Source organism: Shewanella mangrovi (assembly GCF_000753795.1).
GTDB classification, from domain to species: domain Bacteria; phylum Pseudomonadota; class Gammaproteobacteria; order Enterobacterales; family Shewanellaceae; genus Shewanella; species Shewanella mangrovi.
This window is the reverse complement of sequence record NZ_JPEO01000001.1, coordinates 436151-461286: the sequence shown is the minus strand read 5'-3', so window position 1 is coordinate 461286 and position 25136 is coordinate 436151. Positions and strand designations below refer to the sequence as shown.

General features: G+C 50.5%; 19 protein-coding genes. 9 read left to right on the top strand and 10 right to left on the bottom strand.

Annotated elements, in window-relative coordinates; genetic code table 11:
• Positions 1 to 93: 93 nt before the first annotated feature.
• Together HR45_RS01835 and sodC are read left to right on the top strand one after the other, a co-directional pair.
• Positions 94 to 714 (top strand): 5-formyltetrahydrofolate cyclo-ligase, encoded by a 621-nt coding sequence (locus tag HR45_RS01835; protein WP_241461036.1) that lies wholly within the window; start codon positions 94 to 96, stop codon positions 712 to 714.
• 127 nt (positions 715 to 841) lie between these two features.
• Positions 842 to 1369 (top strand): superoxide dismutase family protein, encoded by a 528-nt coding sequence (gene sodC / locus HR45_RS01830; RefSeq protein WP_037439108.1) that lies wholly within the window; start codon positions 842 to 844, stop codon positions 1367 to 1369.
• Positions 1370 to 1457: 88 nt separating this feature from the next.
• On the opposite strand, the gene HR45_RS01825 is transcribed toward sodC, so the two are convergent.
• Positions 1458 to 2399: a DUF808 domain-containing protein gene (locus HR45_RS01825; protein ID WP_037439106.1), complete on the bottom strand. Its 942-nt coding sequence runs from the start codon at positions 2397 to 2399 to the stop codon at positions 1458 to 1460.
• Between the two features lie 236 nt (positions 2400 to 2635).
• Here HR45_RS01825 and rpiA point away from each other — a divergent pair, with 236 nt between their 5' ends.
• Positions 2636 to 3295 carry a ribose-5-phosphate isomerase RpiA gene (gene rpiA, locus HR45_RS01820; protein ID WP_037439101.1) on the top strand — a complete coding sequence of 220 codons (660 nt, stop codon included), beginning with the start codon at positions 2636 to 2638 and terminating at the stop codon, positions 3293 to 3295.
• A 41-nt stretch (positions 3296 to 3336) separates the two neighbouring features.
• On the opposite strand, the gene HR45_RS01815 is transcribed toward rpiA, so the two are convergent.
• The 6 genes from HR45_RS01815 to brnQ all read right to left on the bottom strand — a co-directional run bounded on the left by HR45_RS01815 (position 3337) and on the right by brnQ (position 9590).
• Positions 3337 to 3699 carry a cupin domain-containing protein gene (locus HR45_RS01815; protein WP_037439099.1) on the bottom strand — a complete coding sequence of 121 codons (363 nt, stop codon included), beginning with the start codon at positions 3697 to 3699 and terminating at the stop codon, positions 3337 to 3339.
• Positions 3700 to 4236, bottom strand: coding sequence for a hypothetical protein (locus HR45_RS01810; RefSeq protein WP_037439097.1), 537 nt, complete (start codon positions 4234 to 4236; stop codon positions 3700 to 3702).
• A gap of 326 nt (positions 4237 to 4562) precedes the next feature.
• On the bottom strand, positions 4563 to 6287 hold the full coding sequence (gene recJ / locus HR45_RS01805; protein WP_037439095.1) for a single-stranded-DNA-specific exonuclease RecJ: 1725 nt from the start codon (positions 6285 to 6287) through the stop codon (positions 4563 to 4565).
• An 84-nt stretch (positions 6288 to 6371) separates the two neighbouring features.
• Positions 6372 to 7091 (bottom strand): bifunctional protein-disulfide isomerase/oxidoreductase DsbC, encoded by a 720-nt coding sequence (gene dsbC, locus HR45_RS01800; protein WP_037439093.1) that lies wholly within the window; start codon positions 7089 to 7091, stop codon positions 6372 to 6374.
• A 123-nt stretch (positions 7092 to 7214) separates the two neighbouring features.
• Positions 7215 to 8129: a site-specific tyrosine recombinase XerD gene (xerD, locus tag HR45_RS01795; RefSeq protein WP_037439084.1), complete on the bottom strand. Its 915-nt coding sequence runs from the start codon at positions 8127 to 8129 to the stop codon at positions 7215 to 7217.
• Positions 8130 to 8186: 57 nt separating this feature from the next.
• The gene (brnQ, locus tag HR45_RS01790; RefSeq protein WP_037439077.1) at positions 8187 to 9590 is read right to left on the bottom strand and encodes a branched-chain amino acid transport system II carrier protein; all 1404 of its coding nucleotides are present in this window, start codon (positions 9588 to 9590) and stop codon (positions 8187 to 8189) included.
• A 340-nt stretch (positions 9591 to 9930) separates the two neighbouring features.
• Between brnQ and HR45_RS01785 the strand changes: the two genes are divergently transcribed.
• The 4 genes from HR45_RS01785 to HR45_RS01770 all read left to right on the top strand — a co-directional run bounded on the left by HR45_RS01785 (position 9931) and on the right by HR45_RS01770 (position 16498).
• Entirely contained in the window at positions 9931 to 10653 is a 723-nt protein-coding gene (locus tag HR45_RS01785) for a tRNA1(Val) (adenine(37)-N6)-methyltransferase (RefSeq protein ID WP_037439075.1), read from the top strand.
• 82 nt (positions 10654 to 10735) lie between these two features.
• Positions 10736 to 11956: an ATP-dependent RNA helicase SrmB gene (gene srmB / locus HR45_RS01780; RefSeq protein WP_037439073.1), complete on the top strand. Its 1221-nt coding sequence runs from the start codon at positions 10736 to 10738 to the stop codon at positions 11954 to 11956.
• A gap of 187 nt (positions 11957 to 12143) precedes the next feature.
• Complete coding sequence (locus HR45_RS01775; protein WP_037439071.1) at positions 12144 to 13352, top strand: efflux RND transporter periplasmic adaptor subunit; 1209 nt, start codon at positions 12144 to 12146, stop codon at positions 13350 to 13352.
• On the top strand, positions 13352 to 16498 hold the full coding sequence (locus HR45_RS01770; RefSeq protein ID WP_037439069.1) for an efflux RND transporter permease subunit: 3147 nt from the start codon (positions 13352 to 13354) through the stop codon (positions 16496 to 16498). The genes HR45_RS01775 and HR45_RS01770 overlap by 1 nt, the downstream gene beginning before the upstream one ends.
• 56 nt (positions 16499 to 16554) lie before the next feature.
• Here the strand turns inward: HR45_RS01770 and HR45_RS01765 are convergent, their stop codons facing one another.
• Both HR45_RS01765 and HR45_RS19205 read right to left on the bottom strand, forming a co-directional pair.
• Entirely contained in the window at positions 16555 to 17565 is a 1011-nt protein-coding gene (locus HR45_RS01765) for a response regulator (RefSeq protein ID WP_037439067.1), read from the bottom strand.
• Positions 17562 to 20504, bottom strand: coding sequence for an MHYT domain-containing protein (locus HR45_RS19205; RefSeq protein ID WP_052074415.1), 2943 nt, complete (start codon positions 20502 to 20504; stop codon positions 17562 to 17564). Before HR45_RS19205 ends, HR45_RS01765 begins: the two co-directional genes overlap by 4 nt.
• A gap of 237 nt (positions 20505 to 20741) precedes the next feature.
• Between HR45_RS19205 and HR45_RS01755 the strand changes: the two genes are divergently transcribed.
• The gene (locus HR45_RS01755; RefSeq protein WP_037439066.1) at positions 20742 to 21356 is read left to right on the top strand and encodes a TatD family nuclease-associated radical SAM protein; all 615 of its coding nucleotides are present in this window, start codon (positions 20742 to 20744) and stop codon (positions 21354 to 21356) included.
• A 74-nt stretch (positions 21357 to 21430) separates the two neighbouring features.
• Entirely contained in the window at positions 21431 to 23656 is a 2226-nt protein-coding gene (locus HR45_RS01750) for a PAS domain-containing protein (protein ID WP_037439064.1), read from the top strand.
• On the opposite strand, the gene HR45_RS01745 is transcribed toward HR45_RS01750, so the two are convergent.
• Entirely contained in the window at positions 23643 to 25094 is a 1452-nt protein-coding gene (locus HR45_RS01745) for a hypothetical protein (RefSeq protein WP_052074414.1), read from the bottom strand. The two genes, HR45_RS01750 and HR45_RS01745, sit on opposite strands and share 14 nt — an antisense overlap.
• Positions 25095 to 25136 lie beyond the last annotated feature (42 nt).

Sequence of the window (25136 nt, the reverse complement as noted above, 5' to 3'; positions counted from 1 at the left end):
GTGGCGCTGCGAGTGACATCTGGTGCGCTTGCACTCTCTCAGAGCAGACGCCATCATAGCGCTAGAACTGGTGAACTGATAACGAGCATTTTTGTGACCATTCCGGCTGGCAGCGCGATTCCCCATGATCAACGATTAGCCCTTTGCAAAGCGCTTAGGAGCCAGATCCGCAAGCAACGCCGCGCCCTATCTGCCGAATTTCAGCAGCAAGCTTCAACCGCAGCAGCGGCTCGGTTATTGGCGGTCATCGACGCGCAACCAAAGATACAGCAGGTCGCACTCTATTTTAGTTGTGACGGTGAGCTGGACACGTCACCACTGTTCGCTGCGTTATGGCAGCGCGGTATCAAAACCTGCCTGCCAGTGTTACATCCCTTTAATCGCGGTCATCTGCTGTTCTTACACTACCACGCTGACAGCCCCATGCGGCAAAACCGTTTTGGCATTGCCGAGCCGCTGTTGGATATCCGTCACCTGGTGTTGCCCACCCAGCTGGATATGATTGTGACGCCGTTAGTCGCCTTTGATAACCAAGGCAACCGTATGGGAATGGGCGGCGGTTTTTATGATCGCACCCTAGCTAATCCTCACGTATCTGCCCTGGCTGTCGGCTACGCCCATGACTGCCAACATCACGAGCAACTGCCTCTGGCCGAGTGGGACATTCCATTACCGCTTATCGTCACCCCGAACCGCTTAATTAATAATCATTAACCAAACAATAATATGATTTGCGTCACGTTTTTTATGAGTATAAGCTGATGCGACTGCCGTAAGGGTGCCTGCTACCTATCTGCGTAGTTGTCTTACGGTTCATTCATAACCAACGGAGAGGTTGTCTATGTTTAAACGTTCTATGATTGCGCTGGGTTGCTCGGCGTTATTGTTATCCTCTGCTGCAATGGCTGCCGATGCTGAAGTCGAAGTCTCCTTATTAACCGCCTCAGGCAGCACACCTATTGGTACTGTAGAGCTGAGTGATTCCGCATACGGTTTAGTACTGACACCACATCTGAAAGATTTAACCCCTGGCGTACACGGTTTCCATATTCACCAAAATGGTAGCTGTGGCCCAGCGGAGAAAAATGGCAAAACGGTACTGGGTGGCGCAGCAGGCGGTCACTTTGATCCTGATGGCACCGGCAAGCACGGTTACCCATGGACAGATGGCACCCACAAAGGTGACTTGCCCCCCTTGTTCGTGACGACTGATGGCATGGCAGGAACACCTGTGTTAGCGCCAAAATTGAAAGTAGCCGATGTAAAAGGTCACGCGCTGATGATTCATGCTGGCGGTGATAACTTCTCGGATGAGCCAAAACCTCTTGGTGGTGGCGGTGCTCGCATGGCCTGTGGTGTGATTGAATAAGTCAGCCCAAGCTAAATCTAATCCTAAAAAACGCAGCTTTATTGAGCTGCGTTTTTTATGCGGTTTCTCACGGCGTTTAACCCTGAGCTTAGCCCGTCACTCGCTGTTTTATTTTGCTCAGGCCGCTAATCAGCACTAGCACCACGGCACCTGCAACAATGCCTAATCCTGCATTGAGCAGCGTCGGCACCAATATACTCAACAGACTCCCCATGCCTTCGATAGCCGATGCCGCCACCGCTTGGTGTTCAATCCATTCGCCAATGCTATGCACCCCGTGAGCAATAATGCCGCCACCCACCATAAACATCGCCGCGGTACCCACAACCGTCAATAGCTTCATCAGTTTTGGTGCGGCACTGACTAACATCAGTCCGACACGGCGAATGAATTGCCAGCCTCGGCCCTGTCCCTGCCGCTCGCTCATATACAGGCCAACATCGTCCAATTTGACAATCGCCGCCACCAGCCCATAAACCCCCGCGGTCATCACCACCGCAATAATGGCAAGTGTGGTTAACTGAGTGACGAACTCACTGTCGGCCACGATGCCGAGGGTTAACACGATAATTTCCGCTGACAGCACAAAATCGGTGCGAATAGCGCCTTTGATTTTGTTTTGCTCCCACGCTTCCAGCCCGCCTGCGTGTTTAAGACTCTCTGCGGCATCCGCTTCGCTCTTGTGTTCAGTTTTATGGGTCAACTGATGCCACACCTTCTCAAAACCTTCAAAGCAGAGAAACAAGCCACCGAGCATCAGCAGCGGCATAATCAACCAAGAAATAAAAGCGCTAATCAGCAAGGCTGCGGGCACTAAAATCGCCTTATTCCGCAGCGAGCCTTTGGCCACAGCCCACACCACAGGCAATTCCCGTTCAGCACGAAAGCCGGTCACTTGCTGCGCGTTGAGAGCCAAGTCATCGCCGAGTACACCGGCAGTTTTTTTAGCGGCAACTTTACTCATTACCGCTACGTCATCGAGAATGGTGGCAATGTCATCCAGCAATGTCAGCAAACTCGCCCCTGCCATATGTTTACTCCTTGTCATTAAGTTCGACTAAACGCGGCAGAGAACATCCCCTGAGCACGCGCAACACCGACGCAAATATGCAATCGATAAATTCAGTTTGAGCGCAACATAGTACCTCAGTCACCATGCGAACTCCGTAAAATTTAACGCGTTTTATCAGCAATCGCTGCAGTAACGCCAATATGTGGCTATAATAGCGCGCGTTACTCCTCATCCTCTCAACTCTGGAACAGATAATGACCCAAGATGAATTGAAGAAAGCTGTTGGCTGGGCTGCACTGAAATACGTTGAAAAAGACAGTATTGTGGGCGTAGGTACCGGTTCTACTGTCAATCATTTCATTGATGCACTCGGCAGCATTAAAGCCGATATCGAAGGAGCTGTGGCAAGCTCTGAAGCTTCTGCCCAACGTTTAAAAGCGCTCGGTATTCCGCTACTGGATTTGAACAGCGTTGATCAACTTGATGTGTATGTTGATGGTGCTGACGAGATCAATCCGCATATGGAGATGATCAAAGGCGGTGGTGCGGCGCATACCCGTGAAAAAATCGTCGCTGCTGTCGCGAAAAACTTCATCTGTATTGTCGATGAAAGCAAGTTGGTTGATGTGCTGGGCGACTTTCCACTACCAGTTGAAGTGATCCCGATGGCGCGTTCTTATGTTGCGCGCGAGTTGGTGAAGTTGGGTGGCGATCCGGTCTACCGTGAAGGTGTGGTCACCGATAACGGCAATATCATTCTTGATGTTTATAACTTCAAGATTATGCATCCGGTTGAGATGGAAAAAACCATCAATAATATTACCGGTGTGGTCGCGAACGGCTTGTTTGCATTACGTGGTGCCAATGTAGCGCTAGTGGGCACTAACGAAGGTGTAAAAACCATCGAAGGCTAAGCCAAGATTCGCTAAAAAAGCCGCGTTATACGCGGCTTTTTTTATGTCTCTTTTCTGTCAGTCTTGGTATTGACATCAGCGGGATAAAATACCGCTAACCACACGGTAATCTCAGCAGGCGTGGTCCAACTCACACGATGGCGGCACCCCGCTGGCAGTAGCAAACTATCTCCCACCGTTAATGCCACTTCACTGTTGTCGGCATATTGAATACGTGCTGCGCCTTGCAGCAAGAGAATCCATTCGTGTTCAGCTTGATCGTACCATTGGCCTGCGGGCGTCTGTTGGCCGTGAGAAAGGATGCGTTCTATGCGCAGCTGCGGATGATTAATCAGGGTATCAAACTGCTCTGCCGCCAAAAATGGCGGCAGAGCGTCGAGCAGATTTAGCCGTTGTTGCGTCACTTAGGAATCAGAAGGTGCTAAAAACGGTGATTGCACCTGACGGTTATCCACCATAGTGATATAGCCCTGTGATGGTTGCAGCATCAGCTTAAGCGTGTAGCGAAATGGTCTGTCGATGTTATCTTCAAATTTCACATCGAAGGCATAGCTGTAATGAGTGCAAGATTTGCCATTAAGCCATTTTTGAAATTCGGCAAACTCGCGCTTTCCTTCGGCCGTCAGTTGGAACTGGTAACGGTTACGTGACTGAGTAATAAAAATCCAGCTACGTTCAGCTTGCATCATGTCGATGCCAACCAGCACTAACGGAAACTCCTTTCTAATAGAGCCCTCGGCAGATACGATCTCAGCGCCGAGTTTAATTGTTCTGAGTTTTACAAAATCGTCTACGACTAATCTTGCGCGAATAGAATCTGGGTTAATACCGACAAAATCCTGTTCATCAAAGGTCACCAGATGCTCGTCATTCCCTGTTGTTTCAGATACTGATGAACAGCCAGATAGCATGATCGCCAGCACTACCAACATATATTTCATTACGCATCTCTCCAGCCTGAAGCCAAGCCCCTTAATTGGTCCACTACACTTATAGCGTGTTCGGAGATTTTGTAAAGGCGTAAACAATTTTTTTACATTAAACTTTTTTTTAAGGGAATTTTTTTAAAAAACAAGCGTCAAAGAGGGATCCAAAAGACGAGAATTTGGCGAAAATCAGGCCATTTTTTGTCTGAAATGTGAAGTAGGCATAAAATTTGCGCGGAATAGATTTTGGCCAATAACGCACGCCATAGCGGCGTTAAATAAGTGCGCGACAATCGCCCCGATTGCCGCAGAGAAAATACCGATAACGCGGGTGCAGAATTTTACATGGGCTCCAGTTGATCGATTAACAGCTGCAGGCTGATATTGCCGCGAAACTCATTGATATCGAGCTTATAAGCGAGACGCACATGCTGTACTGAGGTATCAGGCCAGACACTCAGATCAACGTTAAACGCAATTCCATCCACCATCACGCTGCCACATTCACTTTCCAGTACCAACTTCAGGTGTTTTTCCCCCACTAAACGCTGCTGCAAAATGCGAAAATGGCCATCAAATAATGGTTCAGGAAAAGCTTGTCCCCATGGGCCAGCGTCACGCAACAACTGGGCAGTATCCAGCGTAAACAACTCTAATGGAAGTTCACCATCGGTGAGCAGCTCACCGGCGAGATCTTTTGCTGACAACTGATCGCGCACCGCTGCGTCAAAGGCTGAAGCAAACTCACTAAAAGCGGATTTTTCTAACGTCAGGCCTGCGGCCATAGCGTGACCGCCGAACTTCTTGATCATGCCCGGCTGGCGACTATTCACTAACTCCAGTACATCACGCATATGCAGACCAGCAATAGAACGCGCTGAGCCTTTTATTTCTGTATCACTGGCTTCAGCAAAAGCAATCACCGGACGGTGATAACGCTCTTTAATGCGCGACGCCAAAATACCTATCACCCCTTGGTGCCAATCGGCTTGATACAAGGCAATGCCCCACGGCATATCATCTGCACTCAATTCTAAGCTGCGCAGTCGCTGCAACGCTTCTTGCTGCATGCCGGCTTCTAACTCGCGGCGTTCTTGGTTTAAGCCGTCGAGCTCTGACGCCATACGTCGCGCTGACATAAGGTCATCACAAAGCAAGGTTTCTACGCCGAGCGACATATCATCCAACCGCCCAGCAGCATTAAGCCGTGGGCCGACCGCAAAGCCAAAGTCGGACGCCACAATTTTTTCCGGGGCGCGGCGAGCCACTTCTAGCAGCGCGGTAATCCCCGCACGACATTGGCCAGCGCGCACACGTTTGAGTCCAGCATCCACCAGAATACGATTATTGCTATCGAGCGCGACCACATCCGCAACGGTACCGAGTGCGACCAAATCTAGTAGCTGCCCTAAGTTAGGTTGCTGCATGCCACGAGCAGCAAAATAGTCGCGTTCACGCAGTTCGGCACGTAGCGCGGTCATTAAGTAAAAGGCCACCCCAACCCCGGCGATCGACTTAGAGGCAAACGGACAGCCCGCTTGGTTGGGGTTCACAATCGCATCGGCATTGGGCAACTGACTACCTGGCAGATGGTGATCGGTAACCACCACCCGCATGCCAGCGTCTTTGGCGGCAGCAACCCCGTCAATAGAGGAGATGCCGTTATCAACCGTGATCAGTAACTGCGCCCCCATCTCTTTGGCAACAGCCACAATCTCTGGACTCAAGCCATAGCCAAAGTCAAAGCGATTAGGAATAAGATAATCGCAATTGGCGTAACCCAGCATGCGCAATGCTAATAAACACACTGACGTTGAGGTCGCACCATCGGCGTCAAAGTCCCCCACAATCACTATGCGCTGCTGCTGCGCCATCGCATCTGCCACAATGCGGGCAGCGTCAGTTAAGCCCAACATAGTGCTAGGACTTAAGAGGCGTTTGAGCACAAGTTCACAATCATCGAGTTTGACGCCACGGCGGGCGTAAATCTGCTTCAGCAGTGGATGCATAGTGGCGGGCAGATGACTGTCATCTACTGTGGGGCGACGAACAATGGTATGGATCACGAGGGTAAGTCTTCTGAAAAATCGCTAGCGGCAAGATAACAAAAAGGTGAGCCTGATGCTCACCTTTTCATGGTAACAATTGGCTTAGTTCAGTGAGCTGAGCGCCTTGTTAAGCTGTTGTGGCGGCAGATAGCCAGGGATCATAGTGCCGTCTTCTAAAATCATTGACGGAGTACCACTGATACCAAAGCTCACGCCCAATTTGTATTGTCCGCCGATGTCAGCATTACAAGAAGCCAATGGCACAGATTTACCCGCTTTGGCATCGTCCATCGCTTTAAGCGGTTCTTTTGAACACCAGATAGACTGCATTTCATCAGCCACTTTTGATGGCACACCTGCACGTGGGTAGGCCATGTAACGCACGGTAATACCGAGGTCATTATATTGCTGCATTTGACTGTGCAGCTTACGGCAATAGCCACAGGTGATATCAGTAAACACGGTGACCACATGCTTTTCATTTTTAGCTTTGTACACCAGCATCTTATCTTCAAATGGCTTAAGTTCTTTCAAGCGTGGCTCCGCCATAGCGGCCTCGGTTAAGTTCTTCATACCATCATTGAGATCATACATGGTGCCTTGCACCAATTTGCTGCCATCTGGCGACACATACAAAATGCCGTGGCTGGTCACCGCTTGCAGCAAGCCTGGGATTTGTGACTCGGTCAGCGAGGTGATCTCAATGCCAAGGGTTTTACCTAAGCTCAGTTTCAGATCATCATATTTATTGGCAGGTGACGCCAACAACATAGGTGTGACAGCGAGGGAGATGCAGAGGGTTACCACTTGCGAAAATTTCATTTTACGTCTCTCTGTAGAACGCTTTACTCAATTAGCAGTTAGCGTGCATGTATTGCTGGAACACTAACGCTATTGGGACTGTAAATCAACAATCTTCACCGCGGCCAATTGTGTGTAAATCTGTCAGCCACGCGGGTGAAACTGTGCATGTAGCTGCTGCAGTCGCGCTTGTGCAACATGGGTGTAGATTTGCGTCGTCGATAGCGAACTATGCCCAAGCAGCAGTTGTACCACCCGCAGATCGGCGCCGTGATTCAGCAGATGTGTGGCAAACGCATGACGCAACGTGTGCGGCGACAGCGCCTTATTGATCCCGGCCCGCAACGCATAAAGCTTTATCCGGTGCCAAAAGGTTTGCCGCGTCATCATGCGGCTGCGACTGGAAGGAAATACCACATCACTTACTACCTCACCGAGCAATATGGGCCGCGTATGACTCAGATAGCGCTCAAGTTCTTCCAGCGCGATTTCGCCAAGCGGCACCAAGCGCTCTTTACCACCTTTACCCGTGATGCGTACCAAGCCCTGACGCAAACCGAGTTGTTCCATCGTCAGCCCGACTAATTCGCTGACACGCAGGCCGGTGGCGTAGAGTAATTCCAACATCGCTTTATCGCGCGCCTCGATGGTGTCTTCACTGTCGGGTTCAGCCAGCAGCGCCTCAATGTCGGCTTCGGTCAGGGTATCAGGCAACTTGCGCGCCAATTTCGGTGACGAGATCAGCGCCATCGGATCTTTTTCAATCTGTTTATGGATTAATAAAAAGCCGTAAAAGCGACGCAAACTGCTGAGCAAACGTGCTTGAGAACTGGCCTTCAAACCAGCATCAAAGCGTTGCCCAAGATAGTCTTGCACTATGTCACGCCCGGCGTCGATAAGCTGCACGCTCCGCTGCTGCAGATATTGGTCAAAATGTTGTAAGTCCGTGCGGTAAGCCGATAGGGTGTTATCACTCAGCCCGCGCTCCGACCAAAGATCATCAATAAAAGCTTCAATGATGGCATCGGGCTGATACGGTTGAGGATTGGCAGACAAGATTCGCTCCTTAAAAACAAATGGCGCCGCAGCGCCATTACTTTCCCTAACGCTGTAATACTAAGCGTTGGCTGCTGTAGGTTTACTGCTGTGGCCTATGATAATACAGACCACCACTGCCACCAATGTCGGCACTAACCAAGCCATCCCTTGATCATACAGCGGCAGCTCCGACATCACAGGTGATACCCAGGCGACAAACTGAATTAAGGCGCTGGCAAACGGACTGGTGTCACTCACGTCAAACGATTTCATTGACGCCGCAGCGACCTTTAAGCCATCGAAAATACCAAACAATAATGCCACTAACAGCGAGATGCGGTGGGTCAGTTTCGGACGACGGAAAAAACGTTCCAGGAAAGTCATCAGCACTAACGCAATGGCAACCGGATACACCATCATCAGCACCGGAATACTGATACTAATCAGTTGGCTCAAGCCGACATTGGCAACAACGGCACAGACAACACTCAGCAGCACCACCAACAAGCGATACGGCAAAATCGGGAACAGTTCACTGAAGTAATCCGAGCAAGAGGTCACTAGCCCGACCGCGGTGGTCAGACAGGCCAAACTCACCACTAATGCCAAGGCGATATTACCGTAATCGCCAAACTGCTGATTGACATAGTTGGTCAGAATTTGTCCACCGTTGCTGGCACCTTTGGCCAAATCACCAGCGGTGGCGCCCAGATAAAACAGCGAGATATACACAAACGCCAGGCCTGCCGCCGCGATAAATGCTGCCTTAGTCAGATAGTTGGTTTGCAGCTTGATATCGGCAATGCCCTTCTTGCGCAGCAGGTCGATAATCAGCATGCCGAACATCAATGAGGCCAGCGTATCCATGGTGTTATAGCCTTCGACAATCCCTTTCGACAGCGGATGCAAGGCGTAATCCCCCGTCGCCGCAGGCATATTGCCACCGGCAAACATAATGACGGAAATAGCGAGTCCCACTAACAAGGCAATCAACAGCGGCGTTAACACTTTACCGACACTGTCCATCAAACGGCCGGGAAAGAGCGACAACAACATCACGATAGTGAAGAAAATCAGGGTAAACACCAGTTGCGCCTGATTCAGCACTAAGCCCGCGATATTTACCATCGCATCGGTATGGTCGATAAACGGCTTCACGCCGATTTCAAATGCCACCAAACTGGTACGTGGCGCCGCAAAGGCTGGGCCGATAATGATATAGATGGCAGATGCAAGAATGGTCGCGGCCACTGGTGGCAACATCCGCATCACCTTGCCTTCTGATTTTGCCACTGCGATAAGTCCCGCCAACGGCAAGCCCACGGCAGTAATCAAGAAGCCCAACATGGCCAACGGCGTGTTTTCTCCGGCTTGATAACCGGCGAACGGCGGAAAAATCAGGTTTCCGGCGCCCAAAAAGAAGGCGAAGGCCATAAATCCTAGGCCAATAATATCGCCTGCTGTTAATTGCTTATTTTGCACAATATGCCTCTGAAATTATTATTTTTTTAAAGAGCAATCTGCGTTAAAAAACGGTGCTCTTTCAGGGTGTATATCAAGGTCAAACCTACAGCGGCATAGGGTAATACATTGCCAATAATAAGCTTCAATGCGCCGATTTGGGGCGGTTCGTCCCTTCCATCAAGGGTTCACTATTACCAAAGGCGCCCAGCACGAGCAAGAGCCAGCAACAAAAATTAACGGTTTTTCGGTATATTAGTGATTCTTAGTCGGCATCAGTAAGGCATTAACCTAAGCACAGGCGATTCACACAATAATTGCGTACAATAGCGATGTTTTTAGCAAGTTAACTGATGGATTTATGGGGTTTACCTTCAAGCAGTTTCATGTGGATGATTTTGGCTGTGGCATGCCAGTCAGTACCGACAGTGTTTTGCTGGGCAGTTGGGCGCCACTCAGCCAGGCTAAGCGTATTCTCGATATCGGTGCTGGTAGCGGCCTATTGAGTCTGATGGCGGCGCAACGTAATCATCATGCCCACATTGATGCAGTTGAGCTGGATGAAACCGCAGCCAACGCCTGCAAGCAAAACGTTGCTCATTCGCCGTGGCCTGCGCGCATCACAGTGCACCAACAGAGTATTCAGCAGTTTACTGAGCAAGCGCTGTCACAACAACGCGCGGCATATGATGTGATTCTGTGTAATCCGCCCTACTTTCTCAGCGGCCCGACAGCGGCAAACAATGCACGCGCCAACGCCAGACATACGCTGAACTTAAGCTTCAGCGAGTTAATGCACAGCTGTCATGCATTGCTAAGTGACAACGGGCTTGCCTGTTTAGTGCTACCTTGTACTGAAGCCAATAACTTGATTGCCGCGGCGGCGAAGGTCAATTTACCGCTTCAACTCTCAGTTGCAGTCAGCAGTGTTAGCGGCAAAGCAGCGAATCGACAGCTGCTACTCTTTAGCCAACAAGCCGCGCCAACTGGCTGCTTATCGCAAAGCTTTGATATTTTGCTGCGCCACGGCGTGTACTCCGACACCATGCGCGCATTAACAGAGGATTTTTACCTTAAACTCTAACGCGTAATTAGCCACGCGAAACGCTGTTACCCTGCGGCATGAACAGGTATACTGCCGCGCAATTCAATACGAGAGTATTTGCATGCAATTCGAAGAGTTTGATTTAGATCCGGCGCTGCTGGATTCGTTAAAGGCGATGAACCACACCACGCCTACCAGTATTCAACAGCAAGCGATTCCGTTAGCGATGGAGCAACGGGATATTTTGGCGCACGCGCCTACCGGTACCGGCAAAACGGCCACCTTTTTACTGCCTGCGTTGCAGCATCTGATCGATTTCCCGCGTCGTCGTCAAGGCCAAGCTCGGGTACTGATACTGACCCCAACCCGCGAACTAGCCAGCCAAGTGCACCGTTACGCTTGTCACCTCGCGTCTGATTTAGATCTCAACATCGCTATCATCACGGGTGGGGTACCTTACGCGCCGCAACAAGCGTTGCTGGAAGGCAATATCGATCTACTGGTTGCCACCCCAGGTCGATTGCTGGAATACCTCGACAAAGGCAACTTCAAAGCCACTAACGTTGAAATACTGGTGATTGACGAAGCCGACCGCATGTTAGATATGGGCTTTGCCAAAGTGGTACAAACACTGGCAATCGAAGCGCAGGAATGTAAACAAAAAATGTTGTTTTCTGCGACCTTAGAAGGCACTGGCGTCAAGATATTTGCAGAAAACTTGCTAAATAACCCGGCCGTCGTCGAAACAGCCCCACCACGCTCTGAAAAGAACAAAATTCATCAGTGGGTACATCTCGCCGATGATAAGGCGCACAAATTTGCGCTGCTGTGCCATATCCTGCGCAGTGAAGAGGTTACGCGTGCCATGGTGTTTGTCAAAACGCGTGAATCAGTGGCGAGCCTTGAAGGTATGTTGCAACAAGCTGGCATTCCTGCCGCCTTTATGCGCGGCGACATGGAGCAGAAGAAACGCTTTCAGGCGCTGGGCCGCTTTACCAAGGGCGAAGTCAAAGTCCTGTTGGCTACCGATGTTGCCGCTCGCGGTATCGATGTTGATGACATCAGCCACGTGATCAACTTTGATATGCCACGTTCAGCGGATATCTACGTGCATCGTATTGGTCGCACCGGCCGTGCCGGCAAAAAGGGCACAGCGATCTCTTTAGTAGAAGCTCACGACGTAGCCGTTTTAGGCAAAATTGAGCGTTACACCGAGCAACGTTTGAAGCGGCGTGTTATCGAAGAGTTGCGTCCGAAGCATAAAGAAGCCAAGCCGCCAGTGAAGAAAAAAGCTAACGCAAAAACTAAAAAAGCGAAAGCGACTAAAAAGTCGAAAAAATAAGGCGAATAAACCACCTACGTCACAAAAAGGACAGTTAAACTGTCCTTTTTGCGTTTCTGGCGCCAGCGTCTGCCATTCAAAAGCTTTTTGACACATTTATTTTACAAAAAGCAATTTAACGTGTTGCCCTCATCTGGTAACTTATCCAGCAGAATTCCGTAGCCTGCAACATGGAAAGAACTCCGCTATGAATCTTTTTTTAAGACGGGTACTGCCTCCGATCGCGATCGTATTACTGACAATCGTTTTGATTGTAGTGCTGTTTAAGTCAATGAAACCGCCCGAGAAGAAGCCGGAAGATGAGACCTTACCTGTGGTGAAAGTGGTTACCGCTGAACCGCAAACGGTCACGCTGTCGCTGTCATCTTACGGCACGGTCAATCCTAAATATCGCACCCAGTTGGTGAGCGAAGTACAAGGGCGTATTCAACAAGTTGCACCGCAATTTGTTGCCGGTGGCATGGTCAAAAAAGGGGATGAACTGGCGGTTATTGAGCCCTTTGATTATCAAGCGGCATTAAAGCAAGCCGAAGCCAACCTAGCGCAAGCACAAGCCTCACTGGAAGAGGAACGCGCTCGTGGTGAAGTCGCCAAAGTCGATTTTAAAGGGTTCTCCGGTGTGCCACCTGAACTTGGTCTGCGTAAACCCCAGTTGAAACAAGAACAAGCCAACGTCAAATATGCCGAGGCCGAATTAGACCGTGCCAGACGTAATTTGGAACGTACCGTTATTCGCGCCCCCTACGATGCCATCGTCAGCAGCCGCAGCGTTAACCTTGGCCAATATGTCACCGTCGGCACGAACTTAGGTGAACTGTTTGATACTGATATTGCTGAAGTCAGATTGCCGTTGGCCAATAAAGAGCTGGCGTATCTGGAGTCGGTTGATAACCCATACACTGAAGTGACCCTCACCGCCCAACTCGCCGGTAAAACCGTGAATTGGCAGGCACATATTGTCCGTAGCGAAGGCGTGGTCGACCCTGACAACCGTATGGTGTATCTGGTGGCGGAAGTGCAAGATCCTTATCTGCGCCATACCATTGCGCAAACAGGTCAGTTAGCGTTGAAGTTCGGTAGCTTTGTGGATGCTGAAATCCGCGGCCGTACCCTGTCAAACGTGGTGAAGTTGCCACGCTACTTGGTCCGCAACAATAAAGTCGCGGTAGTTAACGACGAAGACCGCATTGAGATGCGCTCAGTCAAAGTTGTACGTACCGATCTGCAAGATATCTATCTACAAGACAGCCTAAGTCACGGTGACCGCGTCGCCGAAACCACACTGGTCAATATGGAATCTGGCCTGAAAGTTAAAGTTGCCGGGGAAGCCACACCGTCAAGCAAAGCCAATGATGAAGAGCAACAACATCAGTTGGCCAAAGCAGGGAATGAGTGATGGAGACTGAAAAACAAGAAACCGGCATTATTGCTTGGTTTGCGCGCAACAGTGTCGCCGCAAACTTGCTGATGATTTTACTGGTGATTGGTGGGCTGTTTTCCGCCTTCACCATCAATAAGGAAGTGTTTCCTTCATTCGAACTCAATTTTCTGAGCATTTCGGTGGCCTACCCTGGGGCGGCACCACAGGAGATTGAAGAAGGGATCAATATCAAGATTGAAGAAGCGCTGCGTGATGTGGTGGGGATTAAGAAAATCACCTCCACCGCCAGTGATGGCGTTGGTTCGGTGCGTATCGAAGTGGCGGATGGTTATGATCCGCAAGATGTGCTTGATGAAGCCAAGATGCGCGTCGACTCTATTTCTACCTTTCCAGCAAACATTGAACGCCCGGATATTCACCGCATCCGCCCTGAAAACAACGTGATTTGGGTGTCTGTCTATGGCGATATTGATCGCCATGAAATGAAGGAACTGGCAAAGCAAATCCGTGATGAGCTGACCGATCTGCCAGCGGTAACGCGTGCCACCGTGACCGGGGTGCTCAATTACGAAATCAGTATTGAGCTTTCAGAAGATAAACTGCGTGAATATGGGCTGACCTTTTCCCAAGTTGCCAGTGCGGTACAAAACTATTCATTAGATCTTCCCGGCGGTTCGATTCGCGCCCGCGACGGCAACATTTTGCTGCGTACCAAGGCGCAAGCCTACACCTACGATGACTTTGCGCAAATCGTGGTAAGTACTCGCGCCGACGGTAGCCGCGTGATGTTGCCGGATGTGGCCACCATCAACGATGGTTTTGAAGAACGCCTTGATTACACGCGTTTTGATGAAAAGCCCGCAGCAATTATCGAAGTCACCAGTATCGATGACCAAGACGCTATTGCGATTGCTGACCAAGTAAAAGCGTATCTTGCCAAACGCAAAGCCACCCTACCTAGCGGCGCACAACTGGATTATTGGGGCGATTTGACCCATTACCTCAAAGGCCGTTTGAGCATGATGCTGTCAAATATGCTCTATGGTGCGGCGTTAGTGTTTGTGATTCTGGCGATTTTCCTCGATCTCAAACTGGCGTTCTGGGTAATGCTGGGGCTGCCCGTCTGTTTCCTTGGCGCACTCGCCTTGATGCCTATCGGCATTTTTGGTTTATCCATCAACATGTTGACCTTATTCGCCTTTATTCTGGTGTTGGGGATTTTAGTCGATGACGCCATTGTCATTGGGGAAAGCGCCCATACAGAAACTGAGAAGTACGGGCATTCGGTCGATAACGTCATTCGCGGTGCGAAAAAAGTCGCCATGCCAGCGACCTTTGGGGTGTTGACCACCATTGCCGCATTTGTGCCGATGTTGATGGTGCCGGGGCCGATGGGCGTTATTTGGATTTCTATTGGCCTGATCGTTATCCTCTGTCTGGCCTTCTCCTTGGTTGAGTCGAAACTGATCCTGCCTGCTCACTTGGCGCATATGAAGCCGAGTAAGAACAGCAACAGCTTTGCCGCGCGCAATCGTCGTCGCTTCAATAATATGGTGCAGCACTTTATTGATGTGAAGTATCGCAATTTTATGCAGCGAATGATCCCACACCGCTACACAGTAATGACCTTGTTCACCTGTGTGCTGATAGTGTCAGTAGCACTGGTTGTCACTGGCAAAGTGCGTTGGGTGTTCTTCCCAGATATTCCGTCTGACTTCATTCAAGTTAACTTGGAGATGGACGAAGGTTCGTCTGAAGTCAACACGCAAAATGTGGTGATGCAGATTGAAGACGCGCTCTATTCTATGAATGACAAAATGGAAAAAGAGCTTGGCTATCCGGTGGTCAACCATAGTTTTGTCAACATGAGTGGCCGTACCTCGGCGTTTATCTTTGCCGAGCTGACCAAGTCGGAAGACCGTGATGTGGATGGCAATGCCATTGTCGACGCGTGGCGTAAGCAGTTACCCGAGCTGGTAGCAGTAAAAAATCTCAACTTCAATGCCAGCACCAATGGCCAAGGCGGGGATATCTCCTTCCGTCTAGTGTCATCTAATCTGGAGCAGCTATCCGCCGCTTCAAAAGATTTAAAGCAGAAACTGGCTAGCTTTGATGGTGTTTATGACGTTGCCGATAACTTCTCCTCAGGTAGCCATGAGATCCGCTTAAGCATCAAGCCAGAAGCAGAAGCATTGGGGCTGACCTTATCCGATCTCGCGCGTCAGGTGCGCTACGGTTTCTATGGTTTTGAGGCGCAGCGCTTGCTGCGTAGCAAAGAAGAAATCAAGGTCATGGTGCGGTATCCGAAAGATCAGCGTACCAGCATCGGCTATCTGGAACATATGATGATCCGTACTGCTGATGGTACCCAAGTGCCGTTTAGCAGTGTCGCCAACGTCAAACTCGATGAATCTTACTCGTCGATTATTCGCGTCGATGGTCGCCGTGCCATCACCATTACGGCCAATGCCAATAAAGACAAGGTTGAGCCGTCGCGGGTGGTGAAAGAGATCACGGAAAGCTTCCTGCCGGAACTCAAAAAGAAATATCCGCAAATCTCGACGGCACTGGATGGTGCAACTCAGGATGAGCAAGATGCGCTGATTGGCTTAGTCAAAGGGTTTGTATTCGCCATCTTCTGTATCTATGCGCTAATGGCGATTCCGCTGCGCTCATACAGCCAGCCGCTAATCATCATGTCGGTAATACCGTTTGGTATGATTGGCGCCCTGTTTGGTCACCTGTTCCTTGGTCTATCAATGAGCGTATTGAGCTTGTGCGGTATCATTGCGCTTGCCGGTGTGGTGGTGAACGACTCGCTGATTTTGGTCGACTTTGTTAACCGGGCAAGGCAAGAGGGATACGCCATTCGTGACGCGGCGATTAACTCAGGTTGTGAACGTTTCCGGGCGATTATTCTCACCTCGCTGACCACCTTTGTGGGCTTAGTGCCCATCATGTCGGAGAAGAGCTTACAAGCACAGATCATGATTCCTATGGCGGTATCACTGGCGTTTGGTATTCTGTTCTCAACCGTGGTAACCCTGATTATGGTGCCGCTGGCTTACATCATTTTAGAAGACATTAAGAAAACCTTTAGCCGCTTCTTCCGCTGGTGGTGGCAACCGCAGCAGTCGCATAGCACTGAGTTGCCCAAATAAGCTGACGCAATAAAAAAGCCGGTAAACATACCGGCTTTTTTATTGGCTGAGCGACACTAAATCGCCACGTTTTCGTCCGCCCACCGTTGGCGAACTTCCTCGACTTGCGGCAAACAACGCATAAATGCCGCGATAATATTCGGGTCGAAGTGCTTACCGCTTTGCGCCTGCATATGCGCCAGCGCATCGGCAATAGGCCATGCGGGCTTATAAGGCCGAACACTGGTGAGCGCATCAAACACATCGGCCACAGCCACAATTCGCGCGATCTCAGGAATATCTTCGCCCACCAAGCCGCGAGGATAACCGCTGCCATCCCATTTTTCGTGATGATTAAGCGCCACGATGGCGGCCAACTGCAGCAGACCGTTTTCATGCTCGCCAATAATTTTGGCGCCAATTTGCGGATGGGTGCGCATCACTTGCCATTCGTCATCGTCCAGTTTGCCCGGCTTTTGCAGTATGGCGTCGGGGATACCGATTTTACCGACATCGTGCATCGCCGATGCGTGCAAAATATCATCGGCTTTCTCTTCGCTATAGCCCAGTTCCAATGCCAGCAAACGCGAAAAATGACTCATGCGCACCACATGTAAACCAGTCTCATTGTCTTTGTATTCCGCCGCGGCACCGAGGCACTGCACAATCTGCAACCGCGTGCGTTGCACATCTTTGGCACGTACTAACGACAGATGGGTTTTGACCCGCGCTTGCACGATTTGTGGATGGAATGGCTTGGTGATGTAATCGACAGCGCCCAACTCCAAGCCACGAAATTCATCCTTAGCATCTGCCATAGCTGACACGAAAATCACCGGAATATCTTCAGTATCTGGTGAACGTTTTAGTGCTTCGCACACTTCATAGCCTGAGATGCCCGGCATCATAATATCTAACAGGATCAGATCGGGACGCTCATTGGCCGCCAAACTCAGTGCCGCGACGCCATCCTTAGCAAACAGCAGTCGATATTGCTCCTGCAGACTATGGCGTAGCACCTGCAAATTGATCGGTTCATCATCCACCAACAACAGGGTGAAACGTTCATTCTGGCGACTATCACTCATGAAGATACCTTATCTACGCTACTACTCGGTGACGCAATCGCTTGCTGCAATAACTCAACCGCTTTAGAAAACTCAAAATTATCGATGGCATTTTTCAACTGATCCGCCAAGGCGAAACGGTTTGCCTGCTCCAATCCAACCACCACCGCTTGTAGCAGTTGATCGTCCAATTCACTGTGGGATAACACCTCGGCTAGTTCCCCCAACTGCTGACATAAGCTCGGCGCTAATGCATCAGGCGTGGACGCAACCTTGCTAGGTTTACCTTCTTCTTTATCGCCATAACATTGCTGCGCTTCGGCTAACAGTTGCTGCAATTTATCCATTGCCGCATGCGCCTCGCTATAGTGTTGCTGCTGAATGTATTGCTCGGCAACATCGGTGAGCTGATGAATTTCATCCAAGGCCAGATTACCAACGACGCCTTTTAGTCGATGCAGTTGCTGCCCAGTCGCAGTCCAATCGGTACTGCCATCGGCCTGTTGCTGCGGCAACTGATACTGCGACAGTTCATTAAAGAACTGCGCTAACGCACTGCGAAAACGATGTGCATCGCCCCACAAGGCAATGCCCTGCTCCCAGTTCAGACGTGAACAAGGTTGAGGTCCTTGCTCTGCCACTGGCTCGCCGATATCGATACGCAGCACCCTGGCCATCTCACGGAACAGCTGCACCGCATCCAAAGGTTTGACCGCAAAACCATTCATGCCAGCACGCATGGCTGCCTGTTGATCTTCCAGCATGACACTGGCCGTCAGCGCAATGATAGGCACCGGCAGACGCGCCTGCTGCTGCTCATATTTGCGGATCAAACGGGTCGCTGCCAAACCATCAGTAGTTGGCATATGCATGTCCATCAAAATCAGATCAAACTGCCCAGAGGTGAATTGCTCAAACGCCTCGGCGCCATCTCTGGCAGTGGTCACCTGATGCCCTGCGCGGCTTAATGTCAGACTCAGCAGCTCCAAGTTGACGCTGACATCATCGGCAATCAGCACCTGCAGAGGTGGTAGTTCGATATCCTGCTCCTGCGCTTGCGTGTTAGACGACTGCGCTTCCGCCAGCGGCAACCACACATGGAACACTGTGCCTTTGCCAAATTGACTGTTGAGTTCGATGTTGCCATTCATGCGCAATACCAACTGCCGCGCGATAGTCGTGCCGAGGCCGGTGCCACCGAAACGACGGCTGATAGAGCTGTCGGCCTGAGTAAAAGGCGAGAACACCAGCTCTTGCTGTGCCTGCGTCATCCCAATGCCAGTGTCTTGGATTTCAATGGCAATCACGCCATCGGTATAGTGAAAGCGAATATTAATACTGCCGGTTTCAGTAAACTTCACCGCATTGCCGACCAGATTGGTCAGGATCTGCAGTACCCGCAGCTGATCGCCCTCGAAGTATTCCGGCATGTTTGCCGGATATTCGACGTTGAAATTCAGTCCCTTATCTTTGGCACTCAGCCCTAATGACGACTCCAACTGCATCGCAATCGCCTTCAACGAGAAAGGTTTCAGCTCCAGTGCCACATCGCGCTGCTCCATCTTGGTGGTATCGAGAATATCGTTAATCAGACGCAGTAACGAATGCGAAGACTGATGGATGGTGTTGAGATACTTACGCTGATTGGCACTGAGTTCAGTGTCGAGCAATAGCTGCGTAAAGCCGATGATGGCATTCATTGGTGTGCGAATTTCGTGGCTCATATTTGCCAAAAAGGCCGTTTTTGCCTCGGCAGCCCGCTCTGCCCGTTCCGCCGCTTCCCGCAGAGAAAGTTCTAGTGCGTGACGTTCGCTGATATCAGAGACGAAGCCAACATATAAGCGCTCATCGTGGAGAATCATCTCCCCCACCGCCAAACGAATCGGCACCTGTGAGCCGTCTTTTTTCAAGCCCATCACTTCACGGCCAACACCAATCACCTTTTTCTCGCCGCTACTGAGGAAGTTGCGCAGATAGCCATCGTGCTGCGAACGATCGGGCTCTGGCATTAATTTCTTGATGTTACAGCCGAGCACCTCAGCTTCAGTCCAACCAAATAGCTTTTCTGCCGCGGGATTGAATTCGCGAATAGTCCCCACAGTATCCAGAGTGATAATGGCATCGACCGCGGTATCGAGCGTTGCCTTCAGCCGCGACTTACCGGCCTCCATCTCCATATACAGAGCTCGAGTACGGATCAACGCATTCAGAGCCACTACCATAATGCTGACGGTGACAATAAAAAACGCCAACGCTAACGCGATATAGCCAGCATCAAGCGGCGCAGGCGGTAACTCAGCAGGAATTTCACCGTAATAGCCGACAGCGCTCATACCGGTGTAATGCATCCCGGCGATAGCGCAGCCCATTACCACGCCACTCACCAGCAACCGTTGGCGCGCCGACAAATTACGCTGACGCAGCCCAAAACGGATCCACAGCGCAATTATCGCCAACACCACAGCAATCACAATCGAGAGTAAAAACAACCACATGTGATAGTACATGCCAAGCGGTAACTGCATCGCTGCCATACCGAGATAGTGCATAGTGCCGATACCTGCGCCGACCAATAAGCCACTAACACACAGCAATGGCAGCGAGAATTGGTGTCGAGAAAGCAGATTCAATGCAATCCCCGACGCAGCACAGGCGGGCAGTAACGACATTAAGGTGATGGTCATGTCATAGTGCACCGGCACAGGTAAGTCATAAGCGAGCATGCCAATGAAATGCATGGCCCAGATGCCACCACCGAGCGATACAGTGCCCATGCCAAGCGCCAGATGTCGATACGCCCCGGCCTGCGAGTGACACGCCATATCGGCGGTACGCAGCGCCATAATCGAGGAAAATATCGAGATAAAAATAGAGAGCGCGACTAACCAAGCGTTATAGCTGCCGGTAATCGCGGCATTGACCCCGTTCGGCGTCGAGAAGAAATGTTCAAAACCATGCATTAGCGCTGTTTACCCTTAAAAAGCTTGGGAAATCAAAAGAGTTATTCACCGCTCAATGGTTTTTCTTGTGCCTGAGCGAGACATCATCGAATTGGAGCCCGCCTATTTTTACAGCAAAGAAAATGTTATGCCAGCGCGATTTTACATAGCAGAACATCGCAGTATGACCGCTGCTACATTATCCATCAGTTAAAACGGCTAGACTAACGCGCAAATGCCGCCATTTTTCTATTACCAATGAGTAGCGACAACCAATGCTGTACCCTGGTTTATGACATTCGCGACAGCCGTTATCTGAATATCACCGGCCGTTGTACCTTACGTTGCCAGTTCTGCCCCAAGCACAACGGCAGTAAGCAGGTACATGAATATCAACTGGCGTTAGACCATCAACCAACGGCAGCAGAAATCATTCCGCAACTCGGTGATGTCAGTGCCTTCAAGGAATACGTGTTTTGCGGATATGGCGAACCCACACTGAATCTCGCCACACTGCTGACCGTCGCCCACGAAATCAAGCGCCGTGGTGGCCGAGTACGCATCAATACCGACGGTTTGGCCAACCTGTTCCATCGCCGCAACATTTTACCTGAGCTGTCGAGTTGCGTTGATGCCCTGTCAGTATCACTCAATGCGCAAAATGAGTCGGTCTACCAACAGCATTGTCAGCCACGTCTGCAAGGGTCGTGGGCGGCAGTGAATCAATTTATCAAAGATGCCCCCCGCTATATCAACGAGGTCCAAGTCTCGGCCATTGAAGGCTTGTCAGGGGTTGATATCAATTCCTGTCGGCAGATTGTCGAAGCCGCTGGTTGCCAGTTTAAACACCGGGTGCTCGACGTCGTCGGCTAAGCACTGGCTAGCCGCTGTTGCGGCTAAAATTTCGTGTTAACATAGCGACATTATTTCGCTCAGCAAGCATTTAAATGTTAAGTAAACACCATCGACTCAAGGATTCACCACTGATCCCCCACATTCGCGGCGTGCAATGGTCCCGTCAACGATTGCTGGCGATGGTCAGTCAATTGTGTATGTTGGTGATTACTGTGGTGCTAATCGCCAATGTGGTCGTCACGCTGGGAGAACGTAAGTTTCAACAAGAATGGGCCGTTCAGCGTTATAGTGAGCTGCAAACCGTTGGCACCTTGCTGGCAGATAAAGTCTCTTTCCAACAATTCCGTACCCAGATGTTTGCGCGTTCAGAGCAATTACGTCATTACCTGCAAAATCCCGGCGAACAGGAGCTAGATCGGCTGCTCAGCAGTTGGGATACCATGAAACAAAATATCCCGGAGCTGATGGACATTGCCTTATACGATGCGGGCGGCAAATTTAAACAAGCCAGCAGCCCGCGCTTTGGTGCTGCACCACTGCCTAAAAGCCTGCTAAAGCAAGTCAACACCTTGAGCGATAACGATATCTACACCTCGGCGATTGAGTTTGTGCCGGTGGAAGATCGTCTCGAACCTTATCAGATGCAGCTGGCACGTTTGGAAAATGCCGATCAATCGATTCGCGGTTACCTCGTCACCTACAACTCGCTGCAACAGATGTTACAAGCGATTAAGCCGGCGTTTTCAAGTAACGACTCACCGTTACTGCTGCTCGATGACCAAGGCCAACTGTACGCTGGTGCCAGCAACCTCGACCCACTGCCTGGGATTCCCGACACTCTAGGCAGTAGTTTACGCCAGACCTACCCAACGCTGTGGCGCGAGCTGGCAATGAATAACTTTGGTGAATTCCACGGTGACAACGCCGCCTTTGTATTCCTGAAAATCACCCTCGGCGCGCAAAATAACGACGGCCAGCAGTATGTGCTGCTGTCTTACATCCGTAACCACGACATTACCGCCCGCTTTGAAGAATGGCGCAATATTCTGTTGCTGTCAGTGGTGATCATGACCATTCTTGCCGCGGCAGTCATCGTCTTGGTGCACCTGTATCGCATCGAACAGCGCTCACGCGCAAATGCCATTGAGCTGGCAGACGGCCTGTTCCGCAGTGACGCAGGCTGCTTGTTGGTGAACACTATGGGCCGGATCGTTTGCGCCAATGATCGCGCCGCGAAGCTGCTCAAGTTAGATCAGCAAGAGATTGAAAACCGCAGTTTGCAAAAACTGTTTGAGCAGGATGATCACTGGTATCAGAAAGTACGTGAGCATCTGCAACAAGAGCAGATCTGGCACGGCGAAGCACAGCTGCAGACGCTGGAAAACATCTATATTCGCTTTAATATTCGCGTCAGCGGCGACCAAGACTACACCTTTGTGCTGATCACCTTTGACGATATCAGTGAACTCAAACAGGCACGTCAGGAAGCACATCTCAACCAATTGCTCAGCGACTCATCGGTCGCGACCGCGCTGCTGACGCCGAGCGGCCAGTTAGTGAAGGTCAACGATAGTTTTAACCATCTGCTGCGTCTCGATGGTTGTCTGCATAAAAGCTTACTCAACCTGCTGCAAAATGATTTTGAAAATCAGTGGCAGCGTATCCTTAAGCTGGTCAGCATGCACGGCCATTGGCAAGGGCAAATTCTTAACGGCGAACGTCGTGGTGAATGTCTGCAAACCACGCTCAAAGGCTGCCTTGATGAAGAAGGTGAGCTGGAATATCTCATCTGTACCCTGGAACAGGCCGGTGCCAGTCACTGGGGCCATAAAGGTGAACAAATGCCTTACCGCAGCGCGGTGATGAACGAACTGCCTGATTTAGAGCGCTATTTTGAAGCGATGAATGATGCTGATAAAAGCCATAGCTGTTTGTTGCTGCTGGATATTAACCCAGAAGATATGCTGAGCCACCTGAGCGATATCGGTCAGCTGGAGAGCCGTCAGCAACAGGTTGAAATGCAGCTGCTGCGCGATCTGCCTCGTGGTTATCAGATGTCAAATTGGCAGCTGGGACGGATTGTGATCCTCTTGCCGAATACCGATTCGACCACGGCGCATCATTACGCCAAAAACTCGCTCGACAGCCTCAGCCATAACGGCTTATCCGATGGTATTTGCATCGGGATTGCTGCCTATTGCCAAGGGCAGACGCTAGAGAAATTCTTAGCTAACAGCGAAGTGGCGCTGAAGCGCGCCAAACAGAGTGGCTACGGCAGTATTTGCCAAGCCTACACCGCTGACGCTAACTCTCTATAACCGGTTCAGATTGACGGTCGAGTCTGGCAGTCGCACTGCTGTCATGCTCGACTAAATCATCAATCAACGGCAGATTATCCGGTAAGTCACTCATCGTGATCTCCACTATCTGGTGGCGATTCACGGTGATTTTATAGCGCGCATATTGGGTATCATGTTTTTCACGCTGACACACCACCACCAGATTGATCTGATAGCGGCGCTCAACCTGCTCACTCGACACCACCCCATCCTGCTCGCGATAGATTTCATCATTACCGCGTTCAAGAAATTCCACAAACGGCACTAAACTAAATACCACCTGTTCCTGAATCGTGTTATAGCCAGTCAGAAAGTCAGTATCGGCCACCCGAGTAGCAATACCGTAGTGTAGGATTTCGGCATCCACCTTGTTCTGACTATGGCGCCGTTTGAGGATCTCATTGACGGCACTGGGGAGATCCTTGCTTTTAATAAACTCCAGCCACACCAATTGCCGGGCAATCAGCTCCTGAGTGGTAGTATCCTGCAGTGTACGACTCCAGCGCGGCCGTCCGCGTTGCACAACCCGCCACAGTGCATTACGCACATCTTCTTTAAAGATTTCACGCACGCCGTATATCAGCGCCAACACAAACACCATCACCAGCGTCAGTCCATTAAAAGCACCTTGTGCCTTAATGATCAGCGTCGATACCACCAACATCACCAATGCGGTAGCGGTACCTGTAGTGAGCTTTTTCAAGCCAACACCGAGAGGTTTAAGCTCCTCTTTGAGGACGACCCCTTGCTGAATCAACCGTCTGAGCAACAACATCTTATTGGCGATACGGTTAGCATCTTTACGGGTACGCTGTGAGTTATAGTCGCGTCCATCGCGATACTCACGTTCCTGACGGCACAACATCAGCACTTTTTCGGTCACGTGATTGGCGTTGCCATCACCATTTTTAGCCAGCAGCTTCAGCAGTTGCTGCTCAGTAAACCAAGACAGATAGTTGTCGGCATTTTCAAAGTAGTGATGCCACTTTTCATCAGCAGGCGCACCGCGGCGAAAACGTCGCAGCAAAGTAGTGGCATGCACGGTGAATTCATTTAAGGCTTTGTAAAACGCTTGCTCGTCTTCAATACGCAATAGCTCGCGCGCATCGTTTTCCATGGCCACCGCATATTGGTAGGCAAACAGGTTCATATAGAGACGGAATTCTTCCAGTGTGCGCTTTTTCTGACTAACAAAGCGCGATTGCACTAATGGCAGATGCAGTCCTTCAGAGTAATAGGCCCGGCGCCCTTGTACGCCGCTGAAATAGTATTCCTCTTCGTTGAGGCTATTGGGGCCAATGCCCATCTCTTTTGGCAGGGAAAAATAGAGATCAAGCCGCCGCCGTTCACCGCGACCAAGCAAGTGACTGAATTTAATGGAGAGTTGCTCTTCCTGTTTAATGCGCAACTTTGACAAGATCGCCGAATCCTAACCAACTATTTGATTAGTATGAATATA

What these genes read in the sequence shown, in the direction of transcription:
- sodC (WP_037439108.1), top strand. Translation starts at nt 842, where the DNA reads ATGTTTAAACGTTCTATGATTGCGCTGGGTTGCTCGGCGTTATTGTTA.
- HR45_RS01825 (WP_037439106.1), bottom strand. Translation starts at nt 2,399, where the DNA reads ATGGCAGGGGCGAGTTTGCTGACATTGCTGGATGACATTGCCACCATT.
- rpiA (WP_037439101.1), top strand. Translation starts at nt 2,636, where the DNA reads ATGACCCAAGATGAATTGAAGAAAGCTGTTGGCTGGGCTGCACTGAAA.
- HR45_RS01810 (WP_037439097.1), bottom strand. Translation starts at nt 4,236, where the DNA reads ATGAAATATATGTTGGTAGTGCTGGCGATCATGCTATCTGGCTGTTCA.
- dsbC (WP_037439093.1), bottom strand. Translation starts at nt 7,091, where the DNA reads ATGAAATTTTCGCAAGTGGTAACCCTCTGCATCTCCCTCGCTGTCACA.
- HR45_RS01785 (WP_037439075.1), top strand. Translation starts at nt 9,931, where the DNA reads ATGGGGTTTACCTTCAAGCAGTTTCATGTGGATGATTTTGGCTGTGGC.
- srmB (WP_037439073.1), top strand. Translation starts at nt 10,736, where the DNA reads ATGCAATTCGAAGAGTTTGATTTAGATCCGGCGCTGCTGGATTCGTTA.
- HR45_RS01775 (WP_037439071.1), top strand. Translation starts at nt 12,144, where the DNA reads ATGAATCTTTTTTTAAGACGGGTACTGCCTCCGATCGCGATCGTATTA.
- HR45_RS01770 (WP_037439069.1), top strand. Translation starts at nt 13,352, where the DNA reads ATGGAGACTGAAAAACAAGAAACCGGCATTATTGCTTGGTTTGCGCGC.
- HR45_RS01765 (WP_037439067.1), bottom strand. Translation starts at nt 17,565, where the DNA reads ATGAGTGATAGTCGCCAGAATGAACGTTTCACCCTGTTGTTGGTGGAT.
- HR45_RS19205 (WP_052074415.1), bottom strand. Translation starts at nt 20,504, where the DNA reads ATGCATGGTTTTGAACATTTCTTCTCGACGCCGAACGGGGTCAATGCC.
- HR45_RS01755 (WP_037439066.1), top strand. Translation starts at nt 20,742, where the DNA reads ATGAGTAGCGACAACCAATGCTGTACCCTGGTTTATGACATTCGCGAC.
- HR45_RS01750 (WP_037439064.1), top strand. Translation starts at nt 21,431, where the DNA reads ATGTTAAGTAAACACCATCGACTCAAGGATTCACCACTGATCCCCCAC.